The sequence below is a fragment of the Maricaulis sp. genome (genome assembly GCF_048268525.1).
Classification (GTDB): domain Bacteria; phylum Pseudomonadota; class Alphaproteobacteria; order Caulobacterales; family Maricaulaceae; genus Maricaulis.
In genome coordinates this window covers 20,286-39,049 of the sequence record NZ_JBLWVH010000001.1, presented here as the reverse complement: position 1 = coordinate 39,049, position 18,764 = coordinate 20,286, and the positions used below count along the sequence as shown (strand labels likewise).

At 63.7% G+C, this 18,764-nt stretch carries 20 protein-coding genes and 1 tRNA gene; 18 read left to right on the top strand and 3 right to left on the bottom strand.

The annotated features are described in order from the left end of the window. The first annotated feature begins 64 nt into the window (after nt 1–64). From ACN0X9_RS00185 to ACN0X9_RS00140, 10 genes are all read left to right on the top strand, one after another. Entirely contained in the window at nt 65–1,585 is a 1,521-nt protein-coding gene (locus ACN0X9_RS00185; protein ID WP_417485617.1) for an MBOAT family O-acyltransferase, read from the top strand. 12 nt (nt 1,586–1,597) lie between these two features. Further along, complete coding sequence (locus tag ACN0X9_RS00180) at nt 1,598–2,857, top strand: hypothetical protein (protein ID WP_417485616.1); 1,260 nt, start codon at nt 1,598–1,600, stop codon at nt 2,855–2,857. Nucleotides 2,858–2,883: 26 nt separating this feature from the next. Further along, a complete protein-coding gene (locus ACN0X9_RS00175; RefSeq protein ID WP_417485615.1) occupies nt 2,884–3,498 on the top strand; it encodes a ribonuclease D in 615 nt (204 codons plus the stop codon). Between the two features lie 87 nt (nt 3,499–3,585). After that, a complete protein-coding gene (gene lptC / locus ACN0X9_RS00170; RefSeq protein WP_417485614.1) occupies nt 3,586–4,299 on the top strand; it encodes an LPS export ABC transporter periplasmic protein LptC in 714 nt (237 codons plus the stop codon). Next, nucleotides 4,299–4,832: an LptA/OstA family protein gene (locus tag ACN0X9_RS00165; RefSeq protein WP_417485613.1), complete on the top strand. Its 534-nt coding sequence runs from the start codon at nt 4,299–4,301 to the stop codon at nt 4,830–4,832. Before lptC ends, ACN0X9_RS00165 begins: the two co-directional genes overlap by 1 nt. 45 nt (nt 4,833–4,877) lie before the next feature. Beyond that, nucleotides 4,878–5,639, top strand: a complete 762-nt coding sequence (gene lptB / locus ACN0X9_RS00160) for an LPS export ABC transporter ATP-binding protein (RefSeq protein WP_417485612.1) — start codon at nt 4,878–4,880, stop codon at nt 5,637–5,639. A 37-nt stretch (nt 5,640–5,676) separates the two neighbouring features. Next, nucleotides 5,677–7,191 carry an RNA polymerase factor sigma-54 gene (gene rpoN, locus ACN0X9_RS00155; protein WP_417485611.1) on the top strand — a complete coding sequence of 505 codons (1,515 nt, stop codon included), beginning with the start codon at nt 5,677–5,679 and terminating at the stop codon, nt 7,189–7,191. Nucleotides 7,192–7,372: 181 nt separating this feature from the next. Then, a complete protein-coding gene (hpf, locus tag ACN0X9_RS00150; protein WP_417485610.1) occupies nt 7,373–8,002 on the top strand; it encodes a ribosome hibernation-promoting factor, HPF/YfiA family in 630 nt (209 codons plus the stop codon). A 17-nt stretch (nt 8,003–8,019) separates the two neighbouring features. Next, a complete protein-coding gene (gene ptsN / locus ACN0X9_RS00145) occupies nt 8,020–8,484 on the top strand; it encodes a PTS IIA-like nitrogen regulatory protein PtsN (protein ID WP_417485609.1) in 465 nt (154 codons plus the stop codon). Nucleotides 8,485–8,568: 84 nt separating this feature from the next. Then, on the top strand, nt 8,569–9,456 hold the full coding sequence (locus tag ACN0X9_RS00140; RefSeq protein WP_417485608.1) for a tetratricopeptide repeat protein: 888 nt from the start codon (nt 8,569–8,571) through the stop codon (nt 9,454–9,456). 61 nt (nt 9,457–9,517) lie between these two features. Here the strand turns inward: ACN0X9_RS00140 and ACN0X9_RS00135 are convergent. Then, nucleotides 9,518–9,593 (bottom strand) — tRNA-Ala (locus ACN0X9_RS00135). A gap of 121 nt (nt 9,594–9,714) precedes the next feature. Beyond that, on the bottom strand, nt 9,715–10,182 hold the full coding sequence (locus ACN0X9_RS00130; protein ID WP_417485607.1) for an FYDLN acid domain-containing protein: 468 nt from the start codon (nt 10,180–10,182) through the stop codon (nt 9,715–9,717). 111 nt (nt 10,183–10,293) lie between these two features. On the opposite strand from ACN0X9_RS00130, the gene aroA reads away from it, so the two are divergent. The 5 genes from aroA (at nt 10,294) to ACN0X9_RS00105 (ending at nt 15,375) form a co-directional block, all read left to right on the top strand. Further along, nucleotides 10,294–11,637 carry a 3-phosphoshikimate 1-carboxyvinyltransferase gene (gene aroA, locus ACN0X9_RS00125; RefSeq protein ID WP_417485606.1) on the top strand — a complete coding sequence of 448 codons (1,344 nt, stop codon included), beginning with the start codon at nt 10,294–10,296 and terminating at the stop codon, nt 11,635–11,637. Beyond that, complete coding sequence (gene cmk, locus ACN0X9_RS00120) at nt 11,634–12,260, top strand: (d)CMP kinase (protein ID WP_417485605.1); 627 nt, start codon at nt 11,634–11,636, stop codon at nt 12,258–12,260. The genes aroA and cmk overlap by 4 nt, the downstream gene beginning before the upstream one ends. 52 nt (nt 12,261–12,312) lie before the next feature. Continuing rightward, a complete protein-coding gene (gene rpsA / locus ACN0X9_RS00115) occupies nt 12,313–14,151 on the top strand; it encodes a 30S ribosomal protein S1 (protein WP_417485604.1) in 1,839 nt (612 codons plus the stop codon). Nucleotides 14,152–14,291: 140 nt separating this feature from the next. Next, complete coding sequence (locus ACN0X9_RS00110; RefSeq protein ID WP_011642040.1) at nt 14,292–14,597, top strand: integration host factor subunit beta; 306 nt, start codon at nt 14,292–14,294, stop codon at nt 14,595–14,597. 73 nt (nt 14,598–14,670) lie between these two features. Further along, nucleotides 14,671–15,375, top strand: coding sequence for a putative metalloprotease CJM1_0395 family protein (locus ACN0X9_RS00105; RefSeq protein WP_417485603.1), 705 nt, complete (start codon nt 14,671–14,673; stop codon nt 15,373–15,375). Between the two features lie 3 nt (nt 15,376–15,378). Here ACN0X9_RS00105 and ACN0X9_RS00100 read toward each other — a convergent pair whose 3' ends face one another. Then, entirely contained in the window at nt 15,379–15,531 is a 153-nt protein-coding gene (locus tag ACN0X9_RS00100) for a hypothetical protein (RefSeq protein ID WP_417485602.1), read from the bottom strand. Nucleotides 15,532–15,622: 91 nt separating this feature from the next. Between ACN0X9_RS00100 and ACN0X9_RS00095 the strand changes: the two genes are divergently transcribed. From ACN0X9_RS00095 to trpB, 3 genes are all read left to right on the top strand, one after another. Continuing rightward, on the top strand, nt 15,623–16,573 hold the full coding sequence (locus ACN0X9_RS00095) for a LysR substrate-binding domain-containing protein (RefSeq protein WP_417485601.1): 951 nt from the start codon (nt 15,623–15,625) through the stop codon (nt 16,571–16,573). 288 nt (nt 16,574–16,861) lie between these two features. After that, complete coding sequence (locus tag ACN0X9_RS00090; RefSeq protein WP_417485600.1) at nt 16,862–17,497, top strand: phosphoribosylanthranilate isomerase; 636 nt, start codon at nt 16,862–16,864, stop codon at nt 17,495–17,497. 29 nt (nt 17,498–17,526) lie between these two features. Further along, the gene (gene trpB / locus ACN0X9_RS00085) at nt 17,527–18,759 is read left to right on the top strand and encodes a tryptophan synthase subunit beta (RefSeq protein WP_417485599.1); all 1,233 of its coding nucleotides are present in this window, start codon (nt 17,527–17,529) and stop codon (nt 18,757–18,759) included. The last annotated feature ends 5 nt before the right edge of the window (nt 18,760–18,764 follow it).

Genomic DNA, 18,764 nt, shown 5'->3' with positions numbered 1-18,764 from the left:
GGCCTGCCTTGCCGCCCGGGTGGCGGGCGGCTAGCGTCCCTGCCACCTCCGGCGCGGCGCGGTCATGATCTTCAATTCCTTCGAATTCCTGTTTCTTTTCCTGCCCGGCGTGCTGCTCACCTATTATCTGGCGCGTCGCTATATCTCGCACTGGACGGCGCTGAGCCTGCTCGCGGCGGCCAGCTTCTTCTTCTATGCGTGGTGGGATGTCTCGCGGGCGCCCTGGCACGAGCTGGATGGCTGGACGCTTGAGAGCCTGATCCGCTCGCTGTGGTTCATCCGGCATGTCCTGCTGCTGCTCGGCTCGGTGATCATCAACCACATCGTGGCGCGCCTGATGCGGCGCTGGGGCAATCAGCCGCTGCTGGCCATCGGCATCATTTTCAACCTGTCACTGCTCGGCTTCTTCAAATATGCCGACTTCCTGGCCAGCAATATCAACGCGCTGACCAGGCTCGACATTCCCGAGCTGGGCCTCGGCCTGCCGCTGGCGATCTCGTTTTTCTCCTTCCAGCAGATTTCCTACCTGGTCGATGTGGCACGCCGGAAGACCGAGCCGGGCCGCTTCTTCGCGCATGCGCTGTTCGTCTCATTCTTCCCGCACATCGTCGCCGGACCGCTGATCCAGCACCACCAGATCGCCTCGCAATTCAACGACACCACCCGCAAGGACGACCTGTGGGACAATCTGGGCGTCGGCCTGTCGCTGTTCGCCATCGGCCTGGCCAAGAAAGTGCTGATCGCCGAAAGCATCGAGCCCTACGCCTCCTCCCTGTTCGCCATGGCCGAGCGCGGTGACACGCCGGGACTGGTCGCCGCCTGGCTGGGCGCGACGGCCTATGCGCTGCAGATCTTCTTCGATTTTTCGGGCTATTCCGACATGGCGCTGGGCCTGGCGCGCTGCCTGGGTTTCCGCCTGCCGGTCAATTTCAATGGACCCTACAAGTCAGCCTCGATTGTCGAATTCTGGCGTCGCTGGCACATCACGCTGAGCCATTTCCTGCGTGACCATCTCTACATCCCGCTGGGTGGCAACCGGCATGGCGAGACGCGGCGTTCGATCAATCTGATGGCGACCATGCTGCTGGGCGGCCTCTGGCATGGCGCGGCCTGGACCTTTGTCATCTGGGGCGGGCTGCACGGTCTGGGTCTGACGGTGAACCATTACTGGGCCAAATGGGGACCCAAGGGCTGGTTTGACGGCCATCGCCGCATTCTGGCGATCGGCCTGACCTTTGCCTTTACCACCATCGCCTGGGTCTTCTTCCGGGCCGAGAGCTGGACCGGCGCCGGGCGCATCCTGGCCGGCATGTTCGGCATGTCCGGACTGGGGCTTGAGGGCGTGTCGGGCGAGTTGGTGATCTGGGTCGCCTTCGGGCTCGGCCTGGTCTGGTCCCTGCCGGACACGCCGGAACTGTTTGCCGAAGTGCTCGACGAGCAGACCCTGAAAGACGCCCAGATCAAGCCCAGGCCTGGCCCGCGCTGGCGCTTTACCCACTGGGCCGCCATCGGCGCCGCCGTGCTGCTCTTCCTGTCGGTACTGAACGCCTGGAAGACCTCCGAATTCATCTATTACACCTTCTAGGACCCGCCCCCGATGCAACGTTATGCCGCGACATTGCTGATTGCCCTCTTCACCGCCCTGGCGGGGTTTGCCGGGTTCAACGCGTTGGTCGACCCGTTCGGCATCATGGGCACGCCGGACATTGCCGGACTGACAGCGCGTGACACCCGCCTGTATGAAGACGGCGGACGCGTCCATGTCGCCGACCAGCTGGCCCGCGGCGACGACCCGGCCATCATCCTGGGCTCCTCACGCACGGTCGACGGTTTTCCGCGAGATGCGGCCGAGCTGCCCGCCGGCTTCATCAATGCCGGCATGCGCGGCACCAATATCTTCGAACTGTCGCAGGCCGCCGCGCTGGCCGCCGGAGGCGCCCGGCTGCGCTGTGTGGTGATCGGGCTCGATCTCGACGAATTCGGCACCCACTCCAAGGCCAAGTCGACCTATTGGCTGTCGGCACTGCGTGACGGCAATGCCGACTTCGCCCGTGCCCGGGTCGCCCTGTCGCCGAGCACGTTCGGCGCGTCGGTCCAGCTCCTGGCCGACAATCTGACCGGCTCGTCGCCGCGCGTGCCCTGGGCCGACACCTATCCGGCCGGCGCCCAGCGGACACGCTATGAAAATGGTGCCCGCGGCATTTACCGCTTCTATCTGGGCTATCGCTTCGACGCGGAACGGCTGGCCCTTTTCGAAACCGTGCTGGACGATCTGACGGCGCAGGGCGTGCAGGTCACCGGCTTTATCCATCCCCTGCATGCCTGGCGGGAAGAAGCGCTGTTCCGGGCCGGGCGCGGTGAGGACTTCCTGGCCTTTCGCGCCGCACTGACCGAGACCTTCGCCCGCCATGCCGACCGCGAACCGGTCGGGGCCTGCCTGCCCGGCCCTGCCAGCCAGTTATACGATTTTTCCGGCTTTCGCCCCTTCGCCGCGCTGCCGGCGCCCGCCGCCGACGCAACCGATGCCCACCCGACCTTCTATGAGCCATCCCATTACCTGCCGCATGTCGGTGCCGACATGCTGGCCATCATGGCCGGCGACGCGCCGGAAGATGCCGGTGTCACGGGCGAGCGTCTGACGCCGCAAAGGCTGGAGTCTTCGGCCGAGGCCCTGCTCGCCCGCCGGGCTAACTGGCTGGCGACGCCCGACGGCGCGACGGTCACGGCGCTGCTCGACGCGGTCATCGCCGGCAATCCGTCGGCCGAGCTGGAAACGCCGCAATTTCTCAACCGGGACGACGAAACCAGCGTCGCCGACAAGCTGGCGCGCATTGCACCGCGCGCCGCGCGGCGCTAGACGCTGGAACAAACAAGGATGACGCCATGACCGTTCACTATCACAAGGGCGACCTGCCCGCTGACCTCGACCTCGGCCCCATCGTCGCGGTTGATACGGAAACCCTGGGATTGTCGCTGACCCGCGACATGCTGTGCGTGGTGCAGCTGTCGTCCGGCGACGGCGATGCCCATGTCGTGCAGATGAACCGGGCCGATTATGACTGCCCCAATCTCAAGCGGGTGCTGGCCGACAACGCCGTCGAGAAAATCCTCCACTTTGCCCGTTTCGATGTGGCCATGGTCGAGAAGTATCTCGGCGTGACGATGGCGCCGGTCTTCTGCACCAAGATCGCGTCGAAACTGGTGCGTACCTATACCGACCGCCACGGCCTGAAGGATGTGACCCGCGAACTGGTCGGCGCCGATATGAACAAGCAGCAGCAATCGTCTGACTGGGGCGCGGACGAACTGTCTCCCGCACAGCTGGACTATGCGGCCTCCGACGTGCTCCACCTGCACCAGTTGCGCGAGAAGCTGGGCATGATGCTCGAACGCGAAGGCCGCACAAAGCTCGCCAGGGCCTGTTTCGACTTCCTGCCAACCCGCGCCAAGCTTGACCTGGCCGGCTGGCCGGAAATCGACATTTTTGCCCATTCCTGACCTTGGCCGCCTTGAAAAGGCCTGCAAAGGCTGGTCTTTCTGGCGTACGGGCCTGATGCGAGCGCCCGATCGGATGTGTATGACCCCGTGACCAGTCTGACCGCTTCCTCCGGCCGAGATGCCTTTGAACCTGCTGCGTCCGGGCGGTGGGAACCCAGACGTGCGCTTGCGCTCAGCGTCGCCCGCAAGCGCACGGCCTTCGTGCGCGGAATGCGACTGCTGTTCACGGCGGGGGCCCTTTCGATCGCCGCCCTGCTGGTCGTCCAGCTCGTGCTCGGATCGAGTGGCAATGCGACGGGTGAGACTGAAGCCGTCAGCGCGGATGTCCGCATGACCAATCCGCGTTTTACCGGACGCGACGAAAGCCTGACCCCGTACGTTGTGACCGCCGACACGGCCATCCGGCGGCGGGATGCGGCCGATGGCGTGACGGAGCTGGAACGCCCGCGCCTCGACTATGACTTCCTCGAAGCCGGTGCGGACGTGTCCCGGGTGCTCGCGGAGTCGGGCCGATACGATTTGCCGAACCGCATTCTCGACCTCTATTCCGACGTCAACTTCCGGACCCGGGCGGGCTATACTTTCCAGTCCGACCACGCCCGCATCTTCCTGCGCGAAGAACGCGTGACCGGTGAAGAAGCAGTGGAAGGTACCGGCCCGATGGGTACAATCCGGGCTGACAGCTACGAAATCACCGATGGCGGCAATCGCATCATCTTCTCCGGCAATGTCCGGGCCCGCCTGATACAAGACCGCACCGCGCCCATTCCGGATGCGTCGCCCGAAGAAGGAAACGACTGATGCGCCTGCTTGCAATCACCCTGTTCGGATTGGCCGCGGCAGCATTGCCGTCCACAGCCGCGTCGGCGCAAATCGGAAACTCATCCTTGCCGCTGGATATCGAGGCCGAGACCTTCGAGGTGCTCGACGCCGAGCGTCACATCGTCTGGCTCGGTGACGTGCATGTCGTCCAGGGTGAATCGAGCCTCCAGGCCGACCGGATGGACGTTTATTACACCGGCGAGGGTCCCGGCGGCGGCTGGGGTGATATCGACCGGATCGTCGCTACCGACAATGTCTTCTACATCACGCCGACACAGAGGGCGCGCGGCGATCGCGGCGTCTACGAGCTGGCCGAGGAAGTCATCACCCTGACCGGGGAGGTCGTCATCACCCAGGGCGACAATGTCATCACCACCAACCGTTTTGTGAACAACCTGACCACCGGCAATTCCAATTTCGGCGAGGCCGGCACCGGTGAACGCGTGCGCATGGTTCTGCAGCCGGCCCGCTCAACCGACACCTCCGAATCGACCGAAAATCCCGAAGGCTGACAGCGCGCCTGCTCGCGGGCCTGCGGAACAAGGACACTTTCCTTCATGGCGATCACCGAACCCACGCCCCGGGCAGAAACCGACACGGCGGGCGGCCTTGTTGTCGAACAGATCGGCAAGGCCTATCGCAAGCGCCCGGTTGTGAAGGGGGTCTCGGTTTCGCTCCAGCGCGGCGAAGTCGCCGGACTGCTGGGCCCCAATGGCGCCGGCAAGACGACCTGTTTCTACATGATCACCGGCCTCGTCGAGGCCGACTATGGCCGCATCCTGCTGGATGGCGAGGACATTACCCGCCTGCCCATGTACCAGCGCGCGCGTCTGGGCATCGGCTATCTGCCGCAGGAAAAATCGATCTTTCACGGCATGACGGTTGAGCAGAATGTGCTCGCGGTCGCCGAAGTGGTCGAAAAGAACCGCGATGCGCGCCATGCCCTGGTTGATCAGCTGCTGGAAGAATTGCGCATCTCGCACTTGCGCGAAGCGCCGGCGCCGTCACTGTCAGGCGGCGAACGTCGACGCATGGAAATCGCCCGCGCCCTGGCGACTCGCCCCTCCTTCATGCTGCTGGACGAGCCCTTTGCCGGTATCGACCCGCTGGCCATCACCGATATCCGCGACCTGATCCGCTTTTTGAAGGAGCGTGGAATCGGCATCTTGATCACCGACCACAATGTCCGTGAAACCCTTGAAATCACTGACAGAGCCACGATCATCCATGAGGGTGAGGTGTTGTTTGAAGGCTCGCCTGCGGCGATCCGGGCCGACCCGGATGTGCGGCGCGTTTATCTCGGAGAAAGCTTTGGCTGATTAACCTCTGCATGAAACGTACCAAACAGAGGTTCACATGGCCGGATTGATGCAGAAGCTGGATATGCGCCAGGGACAATCCCTGGTGATGACGCCCCAGCTCCAACAAGCCATCAAGCTGTTGCAGCTCTCGAATATCGAGCTTGCCGAGTTCGTCGAAGGCGAGCTGGAACGCAATCCCCTGCTCGAACGCGATGACAGTGGCGAATCAGCCGAATCGCAACGCGAAGAGGGCCAGGGCGAACCGCGCGAGCTGGAACTGGCTGCGCCCTCGGCCGATGCCAATGATTCCATCGATGCCGATGTCGACATGATGCATGGCGATGATTCGAAGTCGGACCTGTCCGGCGTTGACGGCGTCGAGAGTGGTGCTGCCATGGGCGCCGGCTCGGTCTCGGGCCACACCTCCGGTGGCAGTCGCGGCCCGGCGAGCGAAGACTATGACGCCATCGCCAATTCCTCGCGCGAGATTTCGCTGGCCGAACACCTGCATGAACAATTGTCGATGGCGACCGGCGATCCGGTCGACCGCCTGATCGGTGCGCACCTGATCGACCTGGCCGATGATGATGGCTATATGCGCTCGGACCTCGACGAGATCGCAACGCAGCTCGGGGTCGAACGCGCCCGCGTCGAAGCCGTGCTCGACCTGACGCAGACCTTCGACCCGGCCGGCGTGATGGCCCGCGACCTGCCCGAATGCCTGGCCCTGCAACTCAAGGACAAGGACCGGCTCGACCCCGCCATGGCGACCCTGCTCGACAATCTCGAGCGCCTCGCCAAGCATGATTATGTCGCCCTGAAATCCCTGTGCGGCGTCGACAGCGAAGACCTCGACGAAATGATCTCCGAGATTCGCGCCCTGACCCCCAAGCCGGGACATGCCTTCGGCAGCGATTCAACCCGGGCGGTCGAACCGGACGTCTTCATCCGCCAGTCGCCGGATGGCAGCTGGCAAGTGGAACTGAATTCGGAGACCCTGCCGCGCGTGCTGGTCAATAACAGCTATTTCAACGAGATCAGCGCTGTCGCCAAGTCCGAGACCGACAAAACCTTCATCACCGAGTGCTCGCAGAACGCCTCATGGCTGGTGAAAAGTCTCGATCAGCGCGCCCGGACGATTCTCAAGGTGGCGAGTGAAATCGTGCGCCAACAGGACATGTTCCTGGCTCATGGCGTCGCCTATCTGCGTCCCCTCAACCTGAAAACAGTCGCCGACGCCATCGGCATGCACGAATCGACCGTCAGCCGCGTCACGTCGAACAAATATGTCGCGACAGCGCGCGGCATGTTCGAGCTGAAATATTTCTTCACCTCCGCCATTCCGTCCGCCGGCGGCGGGGAGGCCCACTCTGCCGAGGCCGTCCGCCATCGCATCAAGCTGATGATCGGCCAGGAATCGGCCGACGGGGTGCTGTCCGATGACAGTCTCGTTGAACAATTACGGGATGAAGGGATTGAAATCGCCCGCCGGACTGTGGCCAAATACCGGGAGGCGCTCAACATCCCGTCCTCGGTCCAGCGTCGTCGCATGCTAAAACGCGCTGGCTAGGGATCGCTTGAACGGGCGCCCCGGTGGTATTCTTCCACCGAGATCGCGGCCTGCAGGCATCCGGAGAACAGTCATTGACTCCCCCTGCGGCCCGCGACTAGGTTCCGCCCGCTTTCCGAGGAGAGGCGGAACTGCACGTCAACGCCTCACGTGCCGGTGAATGGCCGGCGGGAAGGAGCGCATGCATATACAGGTGGTCAGCAAAGGCATCGACGTCAGCGGCGCGCTGCGAGAACAGATTCTCGGGCGCGTGGAAGACGGAGTTGCCAAATACTTCAACCGTCCCGGTGAAGCTTATGTATCGATCTCGCGCGAGGGCACAGGCTTTCGCGTGGAGTGTTCGGTGCATCTGCCATCGGGCGTCATGCTGCAGGCCCACGGCGAAGCCGAGGATGCCTACAAAGCAGCGGAAAATACCATGGAGCGCCTGGAGAAGCGCCTCCGCCGCTACAAGCGGAAACTGAAGAACCACCACAATGACAACAAGGCCGAACTTCCGGCCGAGAGTCTTCCGATCGTCGTCCTCAAGGGCATGCGCGACAGCCATGTCGATGACGAGGACCTCGACGACGAAGACACAAGTGATGCACCGCTCAATGGTGCCCCTGAGCCGATCGTCATCGCGGAACAGGTCGGAGAAGTCCGCACCCTGACCGTGGGCATGGCGTCGCTGGAACTGGATGCGGCGGATTCGTCCTTCCTGATGTTCCGCAACGCCGCCAATGGCGGTCTCAACATCGTCTACCGGCGACCGGACGGCCATATCGGATGGCTGAACCCGGCGCGGGAAGACCGCTCAGAGCCAGCCTAGGAGCGTGTAGTCGGACAATGGCGTTAGCTGATTTGATCCCGGGTTCGGGAGTGTGCATCGATTTGGGTGCGTCCAGCCGGAAACAGGCCCTGCAGGCCATGTCCGAACTGGCCGCCGGCATAACGGGACAGGCGTCCCGGACGATCTTCGATGCCGTGCTTCAGCGTGAACGCCTCGGCTCTACCGGGGTCGGACAGGGTGTCGCCATTCCCCATGCCCGCCTGAGCGGGATGGATGAGGTGGTCGGTATCTTTGCCCGGCTCCGGACGCCGGTCGACTTCGAGTCGATCGACGGCCGGCCGGCCGATCTGATTTTCATGCTTCTGGCACCGGAAAATGCCGGTGCCGAGCACCTCAAGGCACTGGCCCGCGTGTCCCGGCTGTTGCGCCGGGAAGATGTCCGCCAGCGCCTGCGCGCCGCGCCGAATGGCGATGCCGTACACGCTGTCCTGTCCGGCGAACCGGCGTCCGACGCCGCCTGAACCCGCCCGGCCTGAACAGGGCACTCATCACACGTTCAGCCACACCCTGCTTTCCTGCGGCTCCACACTGTCAGGAGACCGGGCATGCTGCGCGTCTGTCTACTGGCCGGAATCGTGGCGCTCACCGGCGCTGCGGCATCGGCCCAAACCCCACCCCCCAGCCTGCGTGAACAGGCCGAGACCGGCGATCCTGTCGCGGCCTTCGAGTATGGCTACTCGCTCACCTTCCCCGAGGACGGCGAACCCGACACGGTGACGGGGCGCTACTGGCTGATCCAGGCCGCCGATGCCGGGCACCAGCCCGCCAATCACATGTTGGGCATTCTCTATCGGGATGGTTTCGGCGTTCCGACGGATATCGACCGGGCTCGCGCTTTCTTTGAACTCGCCTGGAATTCCGGCGACAAGGCCGCTGGCCACGACCTCGCCGAATTGATGCTGTACGACTACAGCGACGAACGCGACGAAGCCGTGGCGATCCTGGAATCCCTCCTCGGCGATGTCGACACGGGTCCGGGAGCCAGCCTCACCCTGGCCGAGACCCTGATGTTTGACGGCGACAGCGATGGCGACAGCGACGCGATCCGGGCCGTGACCCTTGCGCGTGACGCGCTCGATCGGGACCCCGAACTGGTCCGCGCCCAGTATCTGCTGGGCATCGGTGCGGCCGAAGGTCTGGCCGGACCGGTCGACCAGGCCGCCGCCCGCCAGGCCTGGGAAGCCGGGGCTGAAGCCGGAGACACGCTGGCGCTGATTGCGCTGGCGGACAGCTGGCTGGACCCGGACTGGGGCGTCAATGATCGCGGCGAAGCGATGGCGCTTTACACCCTCGCCGGAGAGCTCGGAGACGACCAGGCGGCCAGCCTCGCCGAGACCCTGGCCGATGATCTCGATGACACAGAAACCGAACGGGCCGGGATCCGGCGCCAGGCCTGGGAAAACCGCATGGGATGGAGCCCGTCGGAAGACTGATTCCCGAACCATAGCAGCCGGATACGAAAAAACCCCGCCGGAAACCGGCGGGGTTTGATCTTGGTGGAGCCAGACGGAATCGAACCGACGACCTCTTGCATGCCATGCAAGCGCTCTCCCAACTGAGCTATGGCCCCGAAACTCGGGTCACCGCAGGCGCTTGGGTATATGCCCTAGGCGAGAGGCGCGGAACCTAGTCCCGGTTTTCCCCGGGATCAAGCCTCTTTTGCGCAGCAAATGCAGCGCACCTGCCAAGGCCTAATTGTCCTCGTCCTTGTCGATGTTGAAGTCACCGAAATCGTCGTCCTCATCATCGTCGATCAGCACGCCGGTATCGTCAGCATCATCGTCGTCATCATCGTCGGCATCAACGCCGCCCTCGCCGAAACCGTCGGGAAGGTCGTCGCTCAGACCTGATGCGCCATCGTCATCATCATCGTCATCATCATCGTCGCCAGCCGGTTTGCGGGCGAGCGTTTCGGCATCGACTTCAGGCGTGTCATCCGCCTCGTCGCCATAGCCGTCCTCGTCGTCCGCTTTCGCTGACTTTTTCGGCGCTTCATCCTCTTCGACGGCTTCGAGCTTGGCCTTCAGACGCGGGTCTTCGCGCTCCGGGTCAAACTCGGTTCCGCACTTGGGGCACCGGGCCGGCCGGCGTCCGAGGTCGTAAAATTTGGCGCTGCAGCTTGGGCAGGCGCGCTTGCTTCCTAGTTCAGGCTTGGCCATGGCTTCCCTACATAACCAGTTTTCTAAATCGGCGCGCCCCGTTGCCACGATCATCGCGCTCTGTCAAAACCTGATCGCCGTCATGTCACCTCAAACCTTGCAATTCCGTTGATGACCCCATCTTTGAAGCGCCTTTCCGGCGCCATGCGGGCCGTGCCCGCCTCTGCCCTGTCCGGAACCATCAAGGCTCCGGGCGACAAATCAATTTCCCATCGTGCCTTCATACTGGGAGGGCTCGCGAAAGGCGTGACCGAAGTCACCGGCCTGCTGGAAAGCGATGATGTGATCAATTCCGGCCGCGCGGCAGCCGCGCTGGGCGCCACTGTCGACCATCTCGGCCCGGGCCACTGGCGGATCGACGGGTGCGGCGGTCAATGGACCACCCCTTCGGCACCGCTGGACTTCGGCAATGCCGGGACCGGTGTCCGCCTGATGATGGGCGCCGTCGCCGGAACCGGGGCCAGTGCCGACTTCATCGGCGATGAAAGCCTGTCCTCCAGGCCGATGCGTCGTGTGACCGACCCGCTTGGTGAAATGGGCGCCCGCTTCACGACGACCGAGGGGCGCCTGCCCGCCCGGCTGGATGGCGGCCCGCTGACGGGCATCCATTACACCCCTCCAGTCGCCTCGGCCCAGGTGAAGTCCGCCGTCCTGCTGGCGGCGCTCGGTGCGACCGGAACCACGGTGGTGCATGAGCCGCAGATCACCCGGGATCATACCGAGACCATGCTGAAAGCCTTCGGTGTGACACTAGCGGTCGAGCGAGCCGGCACTGCCGCGACCATCACGCTGACCGGACCGCAAACCCTCACCGCCTGCCCCGTCGACGTGCCGGGGGACCCGTCCTCCTCGGCCTTCGCGATTGTGGCGGCCCTGATCATTCCCGGATCGGACATCACCCTGGAAGGCGTGATGGACAATCCGGCCCGGACCGGACTGATCGACACCTTGAAGGAAATGGGTGCCGACATCGTCCTCACGCCGGGTCCGGACATGGCCGGCGAGAAAACCATGCATATCCGGGTGCGACACAGCCAGCTGCACGGCATCACCGTGCCGGCGACAAGGGCTCCGTCGATGATCGACGAGTATCCTGTACTGTGTGTTGCCGCGGCCTACGCCAATGGCACCACTCACATGCCGGGCCTTGAAGAGCTGCGGGCCAAGGAGAGCGACCGCCTCGCCGGCAGTGCGGCGATGCTGCGTGCCAACGGCGTTCCGGTCGAGGAAGGACAGGACAGCCTGGCGGTCACAGGCATGGGTGTCGGCGGCGTCCCTGGCGGCGGCCTGACCCCGACCCATCACGACCACCGCCTCGCCATGAGCGGCCTGGTGATCGGATTGGGTGCACAGGCCGCATCATCGGTTGATGATGTCGCCATGATCGCCACCTCCTATCCCGATTTCTTTGACCACATCGCCACCCTCGGCGGCCGACTGGAGCCAACCGGATGATCATCGCCGTGGACGGACCGCTGGCCTCGGGCAAGGGAACCATCGCGCGCGCCCTGGCGGCTCATTTCGGCCTGCCCTATCTCGATACCGGATCGCTCTACCGGGCGACGGGGATCGCTGTGCTTGATGCGGGCATCGACCAGACGGATCCCGAAGCCTGTGCCGCGATCGCGCGATCACTGGACCTGGCCGCCATTGACGAGGTCCGCATCCGCACGGCCGAAGCCGGTGCCATGGCCTCACGGGTCGGCTCGATCCCGCAGGTTCGCAAGGCCCTGTTCGACCTGCAGAGGGCCTTTGCGGAGCAACCGGGCGGGGCGATCCTGGACGGGCGCGACATAGGAACCGTGATCTGTCCGGACGCCGATGTGAAACTCTATGTGACCGCCGACACCGAGACCCGGGCCCGGCGGCGCTGGCAGGAACTGAACGCCCGCGGCGAGACGATCAGCCTCGAAGAAATGCTGGCCCAGACCCGCGAACGCGATCACCGCGACGCCGGTCGCAGTGATGCACCCATGCGCCCGGCCGACGACGCAACCTTGCTAGACACGTCATCCTTGAGTATAGACGCGGCCGTTACCGACGCTGTCGCGATTGTGGAAAAACGCCAAAAGGCGTGATCATTCCGGCGCCAAGGTGACAGATAGCCGGGCGTTCTGACCGCGGAATGTCGTGACCCAGTCGGGTCGCGGCCCCGTTGCGAGCGCCCATACAGTTCAATTTCCAACCGGCCGAACCCGGCCAGGCAGCGAGACGACACAGGTAAAACGACCCGTTTCCAACCTCGCGGCTCCGGAGCAACCCTTTAACATGTCTACAGAAACTCTTACCCCGTCGACTGATGATTTCGCCGCCATGCTGGAAGCCAGCCTGGCCGGCCGTGATCTGGCTGAAGGCCAGGTCATCAAAGGCAGCGTGACCGCCATCGAAAATGGCGATGTGGTCGTCGATGTCGGTCTCAAGACCGAAGGTCGTATCCCGCTGCGTGAATTCACCGGTCCGGGTTCCGACGCCCCCAAGGTGGGCGACGACGTCGAGGTTTACCTCGAGCGCATCGAAAACGCCCTCGGCGACGCCATCCTTTCGCGCGACAAGGCTCGCCGCGAAGAGAGCTGGGATCGCCTCGAGAAGTCCTTCGACAAGAAGGAGCCGGTCAACGGTGCCATCGTCGGTCGCGTCAAGGGCGGCTTCACTGTGGATCTGGGTGGCGCATCCGCCTTCCTGCCGGGCTCCCAGGTTGATATCCGTCCGGTCCGCGATGTCGGCCCGCTGATGAACCAGGAACAGCCGTTCGCGATCCTGAAAATGGACCGTCCGCGCGGCAATATCGTGGTTTCGCGCCGCGCCGTTCTGGAAGAAAGCCGTGCCGAACAGCGCGCCGAGCTCGTTGGCCAGCTGGCCGAGGGCGAAGCCCGTGACGGCGTCGTCAAGAACATCACCGATTACGGTGCGTTCGTTGACCTCGGCGGCATTGACGGCCTGCTTCACGTCACCGACATGTCGTGGAGCCGCGTCGGCCACCCGTCTGAAGTGGTGGAAGTCGGCCAGACGGTCAAAGTCCAGATCATCAAGATCAACAAGGAAACCCAGCGCATCTCGCTCGGCATGAAACAACTCATGTCCGATCCGTGGGAAGGCGTTGCAGCGAAATACCCGGTTGGCGCCGTCTTTGAAGGCCGTGTCACCAATATCGCTGAATACGGTGCCTTTGTGGAACTGGAAGAGGGCGTTGAAGGCCTCGTCCACGTGTCCGAAATGTCCTGGACCAAGAAGAACGTCCACCCGGGCAAGATCCTGTCGACCTCCCAGGAAGTCCAGGTCATGGTCCTCGATGTCGACGCCGACAAGCGCCGCATCTCGCTGGGCGTCAAGCAGACCCAGCGCAATCCGTGGGAAGTCTTCGCGGAAACCTTCCCGTCCGGCACCGCCATTCAGGGCGAGATCAAGAACATCACCGAATTCGGTCTGTTCGTTGGCCTCGAAGGCGATATCGACGGCATGGTCCACCTCTCCGACATCTCCTGGGATCAGTCGGGCGAGCAGGCCATCGAAGGCTTCAAGAAGGGCGACATGGTCGACGCCAAGGTTCTCGACGTTGACGTCGAGAAAGAGCGCGTCTCCCTGGGTATCAAGCAGCTCGCTGGCGATCCGATGGACTCGTCCGGCGTTGGCCGCGGCGACACCGTCACCTGTACCGTCACCGAAGTGACGACCGGCGGTATCGAAGTTGCCTTCGGCGACGACAGCCCGGTCAAGGCCTTCATCCGCAAGTCCGACCTGTCCCGCGATCGCGGCGAGCAGCGTCCGGAACGTTTTGCGGTCGGCGACAAGGTTGATGCCCGCATCACCAATATCGACAAGGGAACGCGTCGCATCTCGCTGTCCATCAAGGCACTCGAGATCTCCGAAGAGCGTGAAGCTGTCGAGCAGTATGGTTCCTCGGATGCCGGCGCTTCGCTGGGCGACATCCTCGGCGCCGCCCTGCGCGAGAAAGATGACAAGGCCGAATAGGCCCTGATCCGACCTCAACGGTCATGAAGAACGGCCGGGGCTTGCGCTCCGGCCGTTTTTTATTGCGCTAAATTGTCCGTGTGCATTGACGCGGCGAGCGCCAGACGTAAGGATTAGGCATTCACACGCGGAGGGTTAGCATGATCAAGTCCGAATTGATCGACCAATTGGCCGAAGCAAATCCCCATCTCTATCACCGCGATGTGGAACGCGTCGTCAACACCATCCTCGATGGCATCACCGATGCCCTGGCCCGCGGCGAGCGTGTCGAACTGCGCGGATTTGGTGCCTTTTCGGTCCGCCACCGCCCGGCTCGCGTCGGTCGCAATCCGCGCACCGGCGAGAGCGTTGCCGTCAAGGAAAAGCACGTCCCCTTCTTCAAGACCGGCAAGGAACTGCGCGAACGCGTCGACGCCTCGCGCGAAAGCAATCCGGAAATCGCCTGATCCGGACCGCCCGGCGCGCCTTTTACCGATTCCCATAACGAGGCCTTAACGCGGATCCGCGATCTTCGGATCAATGATCGCGTCGTCCGTATCTTCTGTCGTTTCGACCCCGGCGATCGCCCGGGCCGCGAGAACGATTGCCACCGAACAGACCAACAGGCTGGCCGCCTGTGGATCGTGCGGCAGTGCGGCTTGTGGTGGCTGCGGCGGCGCGTCGAAGGCGAAGGAAGCCGCCGAGCTCTCTGACGAGGAGCGAAAGCAAGTCGACGCCCTGAAAGCGCGGGACCGCGAAGTCCGTGCGCACGAACAGGCACACCAGGCCGTTGGTGGCCAGTATGCCGGCGCTGCCAGCTACACCTTCCAGAAAGGCCCGGACGGCCGCTCCTACGCGGTGGGCGGCGAAGTCCCCATCGATGCCAGTGAGATCAAGGGCGACCCACAAGCCACGATCGACAAGATGCAGCAGGTCAAGGCCGCCGCCCTGGCCCCGGTCGAACCGTCCGGCCAGGACCGCAAGGTCGCCGCACTGGCCGACGCCAAGATTGCCCAGGCGCGGGCCGAGCTGAACCGGGCTCAGGGAGACGAAGGCGGTGAGGACGAGCCGTCAGCGTCTGGGGAGAAGCTGCAACCCTCGCTGAATCAGCAGATCGCGGAAATGCGACAGGCTGATACCCGGTCGGTAACGTCATCGGCATCAACGGCGCCGACCGACCTCACCGCCTATGCGGCCAATGCCTATCGGCATCAGGCATCAGCCGTATTCATGGCAACGGCCTGACACTCAGACCTTGCGGTTCCAGTCGGTGTGACCGTCCAGCCAGGCAAAGCGGCGGACCATCCAGCCCAACCAGTCATGGCGCCCCGAATGCCGCGGCATGATCGCGCTCACGCGCTGTGGCTCGGTGGTTTCAATCATCAATTCAACCAATGTCATGGCCGCCTCCTGTTCAAGCGATGACTTGATATAGGGGCCTCAACATGGCACTGACCAATGTGTTCTCACTGGTCTTTCATAAGCTAATTTGATGTCTGAACGACCCAATCTACCTCCCATCAACGCCATCCGCGTCTTCGAGACGGCCGCTCGGCTGGGCAATTTCACCCGCACCGGGGAGAGCCTCGGCATGACCCAGGCCGCGGTGAGCTATCAGATCAAGATACTGGAAGACCGGCTCGGCTTTGCCCTGTTCGAACGCAAGGCCAGGCATGTTGAATTGACACCCCGCGGCGCACGTCTGGCCCATGGCACATCCGACGCCTTCCGGCTGCTGGAACGCACCTTCCGCGATGTGCGCGAGGACCGCGATACGGTTCTGTCAATCACCGCCCTCCCAACCTTCTGCTCGAACTGGCTCGTGCCCCGGATCGGCGCTTTCCAGCTCGAGAATCCCCACCTGGCAGTGCGCATCGACAGCCGCTCCGATCTGGTCGACATCAAGGCCGGGGAAGCCGATATCGGCATCCGGATCGGCAAGGGCCAGTGGCCGGGCCTGGAAGCCCGCCGCCTGTTTGGCGACACCACGGCGCCGCTGGTCTCCCGCGCCGCCATGGACCGCCTTGGTCCATTCGAGCGCCCGGAGGACCTGCTCAGATTACGCTTGTTCGGACCGATGCGTTGGTGGCGTGACTGGTTGCGCGAGGCCGGCGGCGACCCATCCCGGCTTCCCGACCGGCCGGCGCTCGAGTTGGAGACCCAGACCATGGAGGTCTCGGCCGCCATCGCCTCAGGCGATGCCGCGACCATGGTCTCGCCGGTCTATTTTGCCGAACAACTGGCCTCGGGAGCGTTGGTGGCACCTTTCTCAACCGAGCTTGACCTTGGCGACGGCCACTACATGGTGTTCGACCCGACCCGCGCCAAAGAGCCCAAGATCAAAGCCTTCATCGCCTGGATGCTGTTCCAGCCCATGGCCTTCTGCCTCAACCGCACCGAGCCGGCTTTTCCAGAGGCCGGCAAGGCGGTGGGCAAGGGCTGATAGTCGTGGAGACTGTCGACCCCGTCCTGATGATTGCGCGTTGCGCGGATGTCGCCATAAATCCCTTGCCGGGAGAAAGCCGTATCCAGTTGTTGAGCTCAAGGGGCATGCCCGCGAAGCGGCGCCTGCGGCGCCCTTGCCGGATACGGCCTGCTGGCTGCCATGAGGATTATGGATGGATCCGCGCACAGCGCTCGAAAATTGAAATGAGTACGGCCTGTTCTGGCGACAGCATCTTCCTTCATCAAAGACTTCCCCCGCTGCGCTGAAACCGCTAACGCTCAGCCCATGACCGACATCAAGTTCTGCGGATTGAAGACCGGACGGGATATCGCGGCGGCCGAGGCGGCCGGGGCGCGCTGGACCGGATATGTGATCTTCCCCAAAAGCCCTCGCCATGTCTCACCCGCCCTGGCCGGTGAGCTGTGTCACCTGACCAAATCAAGCGAGACGGTCGCAGTGACGGTCAATCCGGATGACGACTTGCTGGCCCAGATCCGCGACGCCATGCGCCCGGACTGGATCCAGCTGCACGGCTCGGAGAGCCCGCAGCGTGTCATCCAGGCCCGGGCCTATGCAAAGCGTGGCATTATCAAGGCCTTGCCGGTTGCCGAAGCGAGCGATCTGGAAGCCGCCAAGCCCTATGACCGTGTCGCCGACATGCTCTTGTTCGATGCCAAACCACCCGCGGGCGCCGACAGGCCGGGCGGGCTGGGTCATGGCTATGATTATGCCTTGCTGAAATCCCTGCAGATTTCCGTATCCTGGCTCTTGTCCGGCGGGCTTGATGACACCAATGTCTGCGCCGCTGTCGCGGCTGCCGGAGCCAAGGCAGTGGATGTCTCTTCCGGTATCGAAAGCGCACCCGGCATCAAGGATGCCGATCGCATTGCCGGCTTCGCGGCTGCACTCGCAGCCTGCTGAGCCCCACCCCAGCGCACAAGGAGCGTGCCATGAGCGAAACCGTCTCTGCCGACACACGACCGAATGCGCTGTCGGCCTGGCCAGACGCACGCGGCCATTTCGGGCAATTCGGCGGTCGTTTCGTCGCCGAAACGCTGATGCCGAACATTCTCGAGCTGGAAAAAGCCTATGAGGCGGCCAAGGTCGATCCCGGCTTCAAGGCCGAGATGGACCTCTTCCTGAAGGATTATGTCGGCAAGCCCAGCCCGATCTATTTCGCCGAACGCCTGACAGAGGAATTCGGTGGCGCCAAGGTCTGGTTCAAGCGGGACGAGCTGAACCATACCGGCAGCCACAAGATCAATAATTGCCTCGGCCAGGTCCTCCTGGCCCGCCGCATGGGCAAGACCCGCATCATCGCCGAAACCGGCGCCGGCCAGCATGGCGTAGCGACGGCGACGGTGGCGGCACGCTTCGGTATTCCCTGCACCGTCTTCATGGGCGCCACCGATGTCGAGCGCCAGGCCCCGAATGTCTTCCGCATGAAGCTGCTGGGCGCCGAGGTGATCCCGGTCACGGCCGGCACCGGCACGCTCAAGGACGCCATGAATGAGGCGCTGCGCGACTGGGTCACCAATGTCACCGATACGTTCTACGTCATCGGCACGGTCGCCGGCCCGCACCCCTATCCGGCCATGGTGCGCGACTTCCAGTCGATCATCGGCCGCGAGGCCCGGGCCCAGATGATGGATCGTCTTGGGCGGCTTCCCGACGCTTGTGTGGCTTGCATTGGCGGCGGCTCGAACGCGATGGGGCTCTTCCATCCCTTCATCGAGGATGAGGAGGTTCGCCTGATCGGCGTCGAGGCCGCCGGCCATGGCGTCGAGACCGGCAAGCATGCTGCCTCGCTCAAGGGCGGACGTCCCGGCATCCTGCACGGCAACAAGACCTATCTGCTGCAGGATGATGACGGCCAGATCATTGACGCCCACTCCATTTCGGCCGGGCTCGACTATCCCGGCATCGGCCCGGAGCACGCCTTCCTGCACGACATGAAGCGCGCCGAATACGTCTCCGCCACCGACGAGGAGGCGATGGAGATGTTCCAGCTGTGCACCAAGCTGGAAGGCATCATCCCGGCCCTGGAACCCAGCCACGCCCTCGCCCGCGTCCGCGATCTTGCAAAAGAGCTCGGCCCCGACGGCGTCATCCTGATGAATATGTGCGGCCGCGGCGACAAGGACGTCCCGCAAGTGGCGCGGATGCTGGGGGTCGAGTTGTAGTTCAG

Excerpts from the sequence above, each read along its gene's own strand:
- hpf (WP_417485610.1), top strand. The coding sequence starts at position 7,373 with ATGCATATACAGGTGGTCAGCAAAGGCATCGACGTCAGCGGCGCGCTG.
- ACN0X9_RS00090 (WP_417485600.1), top strand. The coding sequence starts at position 16,862 with ATGACCGACATCAAGTTCTGCGGATTGAAGACCGGACGGGATATCGCG.
- aroA (WP_417485606.1), top strand. The coding sequence starts at position 10,294 with ATGACCCCATCTTTGAAGCGCCTTTCCGGCGCCATGCGGGCCGTGCCC.
- ACN0X9_RS00095 (WP_417485601.1), top strand. The coding sequence starts at position 15,623 with ATGTCTGAACGACCCAATCTACCTCCCATCAACGCCATCCGCGTCTTC.
- lptB (WP_417485612.1), top strand. The coding sequence starts at position 4,878 with ATGGCGATCACCGAACCCACGCCCCGGGCAGAAACCGACACGGCGGGC.
- ptsN (WP_417485609.1), top strand. The coding sequence starts at position 8,020 with ATGGCGTTAGCTGATTTGATCCCGGGTTCGGGAGTGTGCATCGATTTG.
- ACN0X9_RS00110 (WP_011642040.1), top strand. The coding sequence starts at position 14,292 with ATGATCAAGTCCGAATTGATCGACCAATTGGCCGAAGCAAATCCCCAT.
- ACN0X9_RS00180 (WP_417485616.1), top strand. The coding sequence starts at position 1,598 with ATGCAACGTTATGCCGCGACATTGCTGATTGCCCTCTTCACCGCCCTG.
- ACN0X9_RS00175 (WP_417485615.1), top strand. The coding sequence starts at position 2,884 with ATGACCGTTCACTATCACAAGGGCGACCTGCCCGCTGACCTCGACCTC.
- rpoN (WP_417485611.1), top strand. The coding sequence starts at position 5,677 with ATGGCCGGATTGATGCAGAAGCTGGATATGCGCCAGGGACAATCCCTG.
- ACN0X9_RS00140 (WP_417485608.1), top strand. The coding sequence starts at position 8,569 with ATGCTGCGCGTCTGTCTACTGGCCGGAATCGTGGCGCTCACCGGCGCT.
- ACN0X9_RS00105 (WP_417485603.1), top strand. The coding sequence starts at position 14,671 with ATGATCGCGTCGTCCGTATCTTCTGTCGTTTCGACCCCGGCGATCGCC.
- trpB (WP_417485599.1), top strand. The coding sequence starts at position 17,527 with ATGAGCGAAACCGTCTCTGCCGACACACGACCGAATGCGCTGTCGGCC.
- cmk (WP_417485605.1), top strand. The coding sequence starts at position 11,634 with ATGATCATCGCCGTGGACGGACCGCTGGCCTCGGGCAAGGGAACCATC.
- ACN0X9_RS00185 (WP_417485617.1), top strand. The coding sequence starts at position 65 with ATGATCTTCAATTCCTTCGAATTCCTGTTTCTTTTCCTGCCCGGCGTG.
- ACN0X9_RS00165 (WP_417485613.1), top strand. The coding sequence starts at position 4,299 with ATGCGCCTGCTTGCAATCACCCTGTTCGGATTGGCCGCGGCAGCATTG.
- ACN0X9_RS00130 (WP_417485607.1), bottom strand. The coding sequence starts at position 10,182 with ATGGCCAAGCCTGAACTAGGAAGCAAGCGCGCCTGCCCAAGCTGCAGC.
- ACN0X9_RS00100 (WP_417485602.1), bottom strand. The coding sequence starts at position 15,531 with ATGACATTGGTTGAATTGATGATTGAAACCACCGAGCCACAGCGCGTG.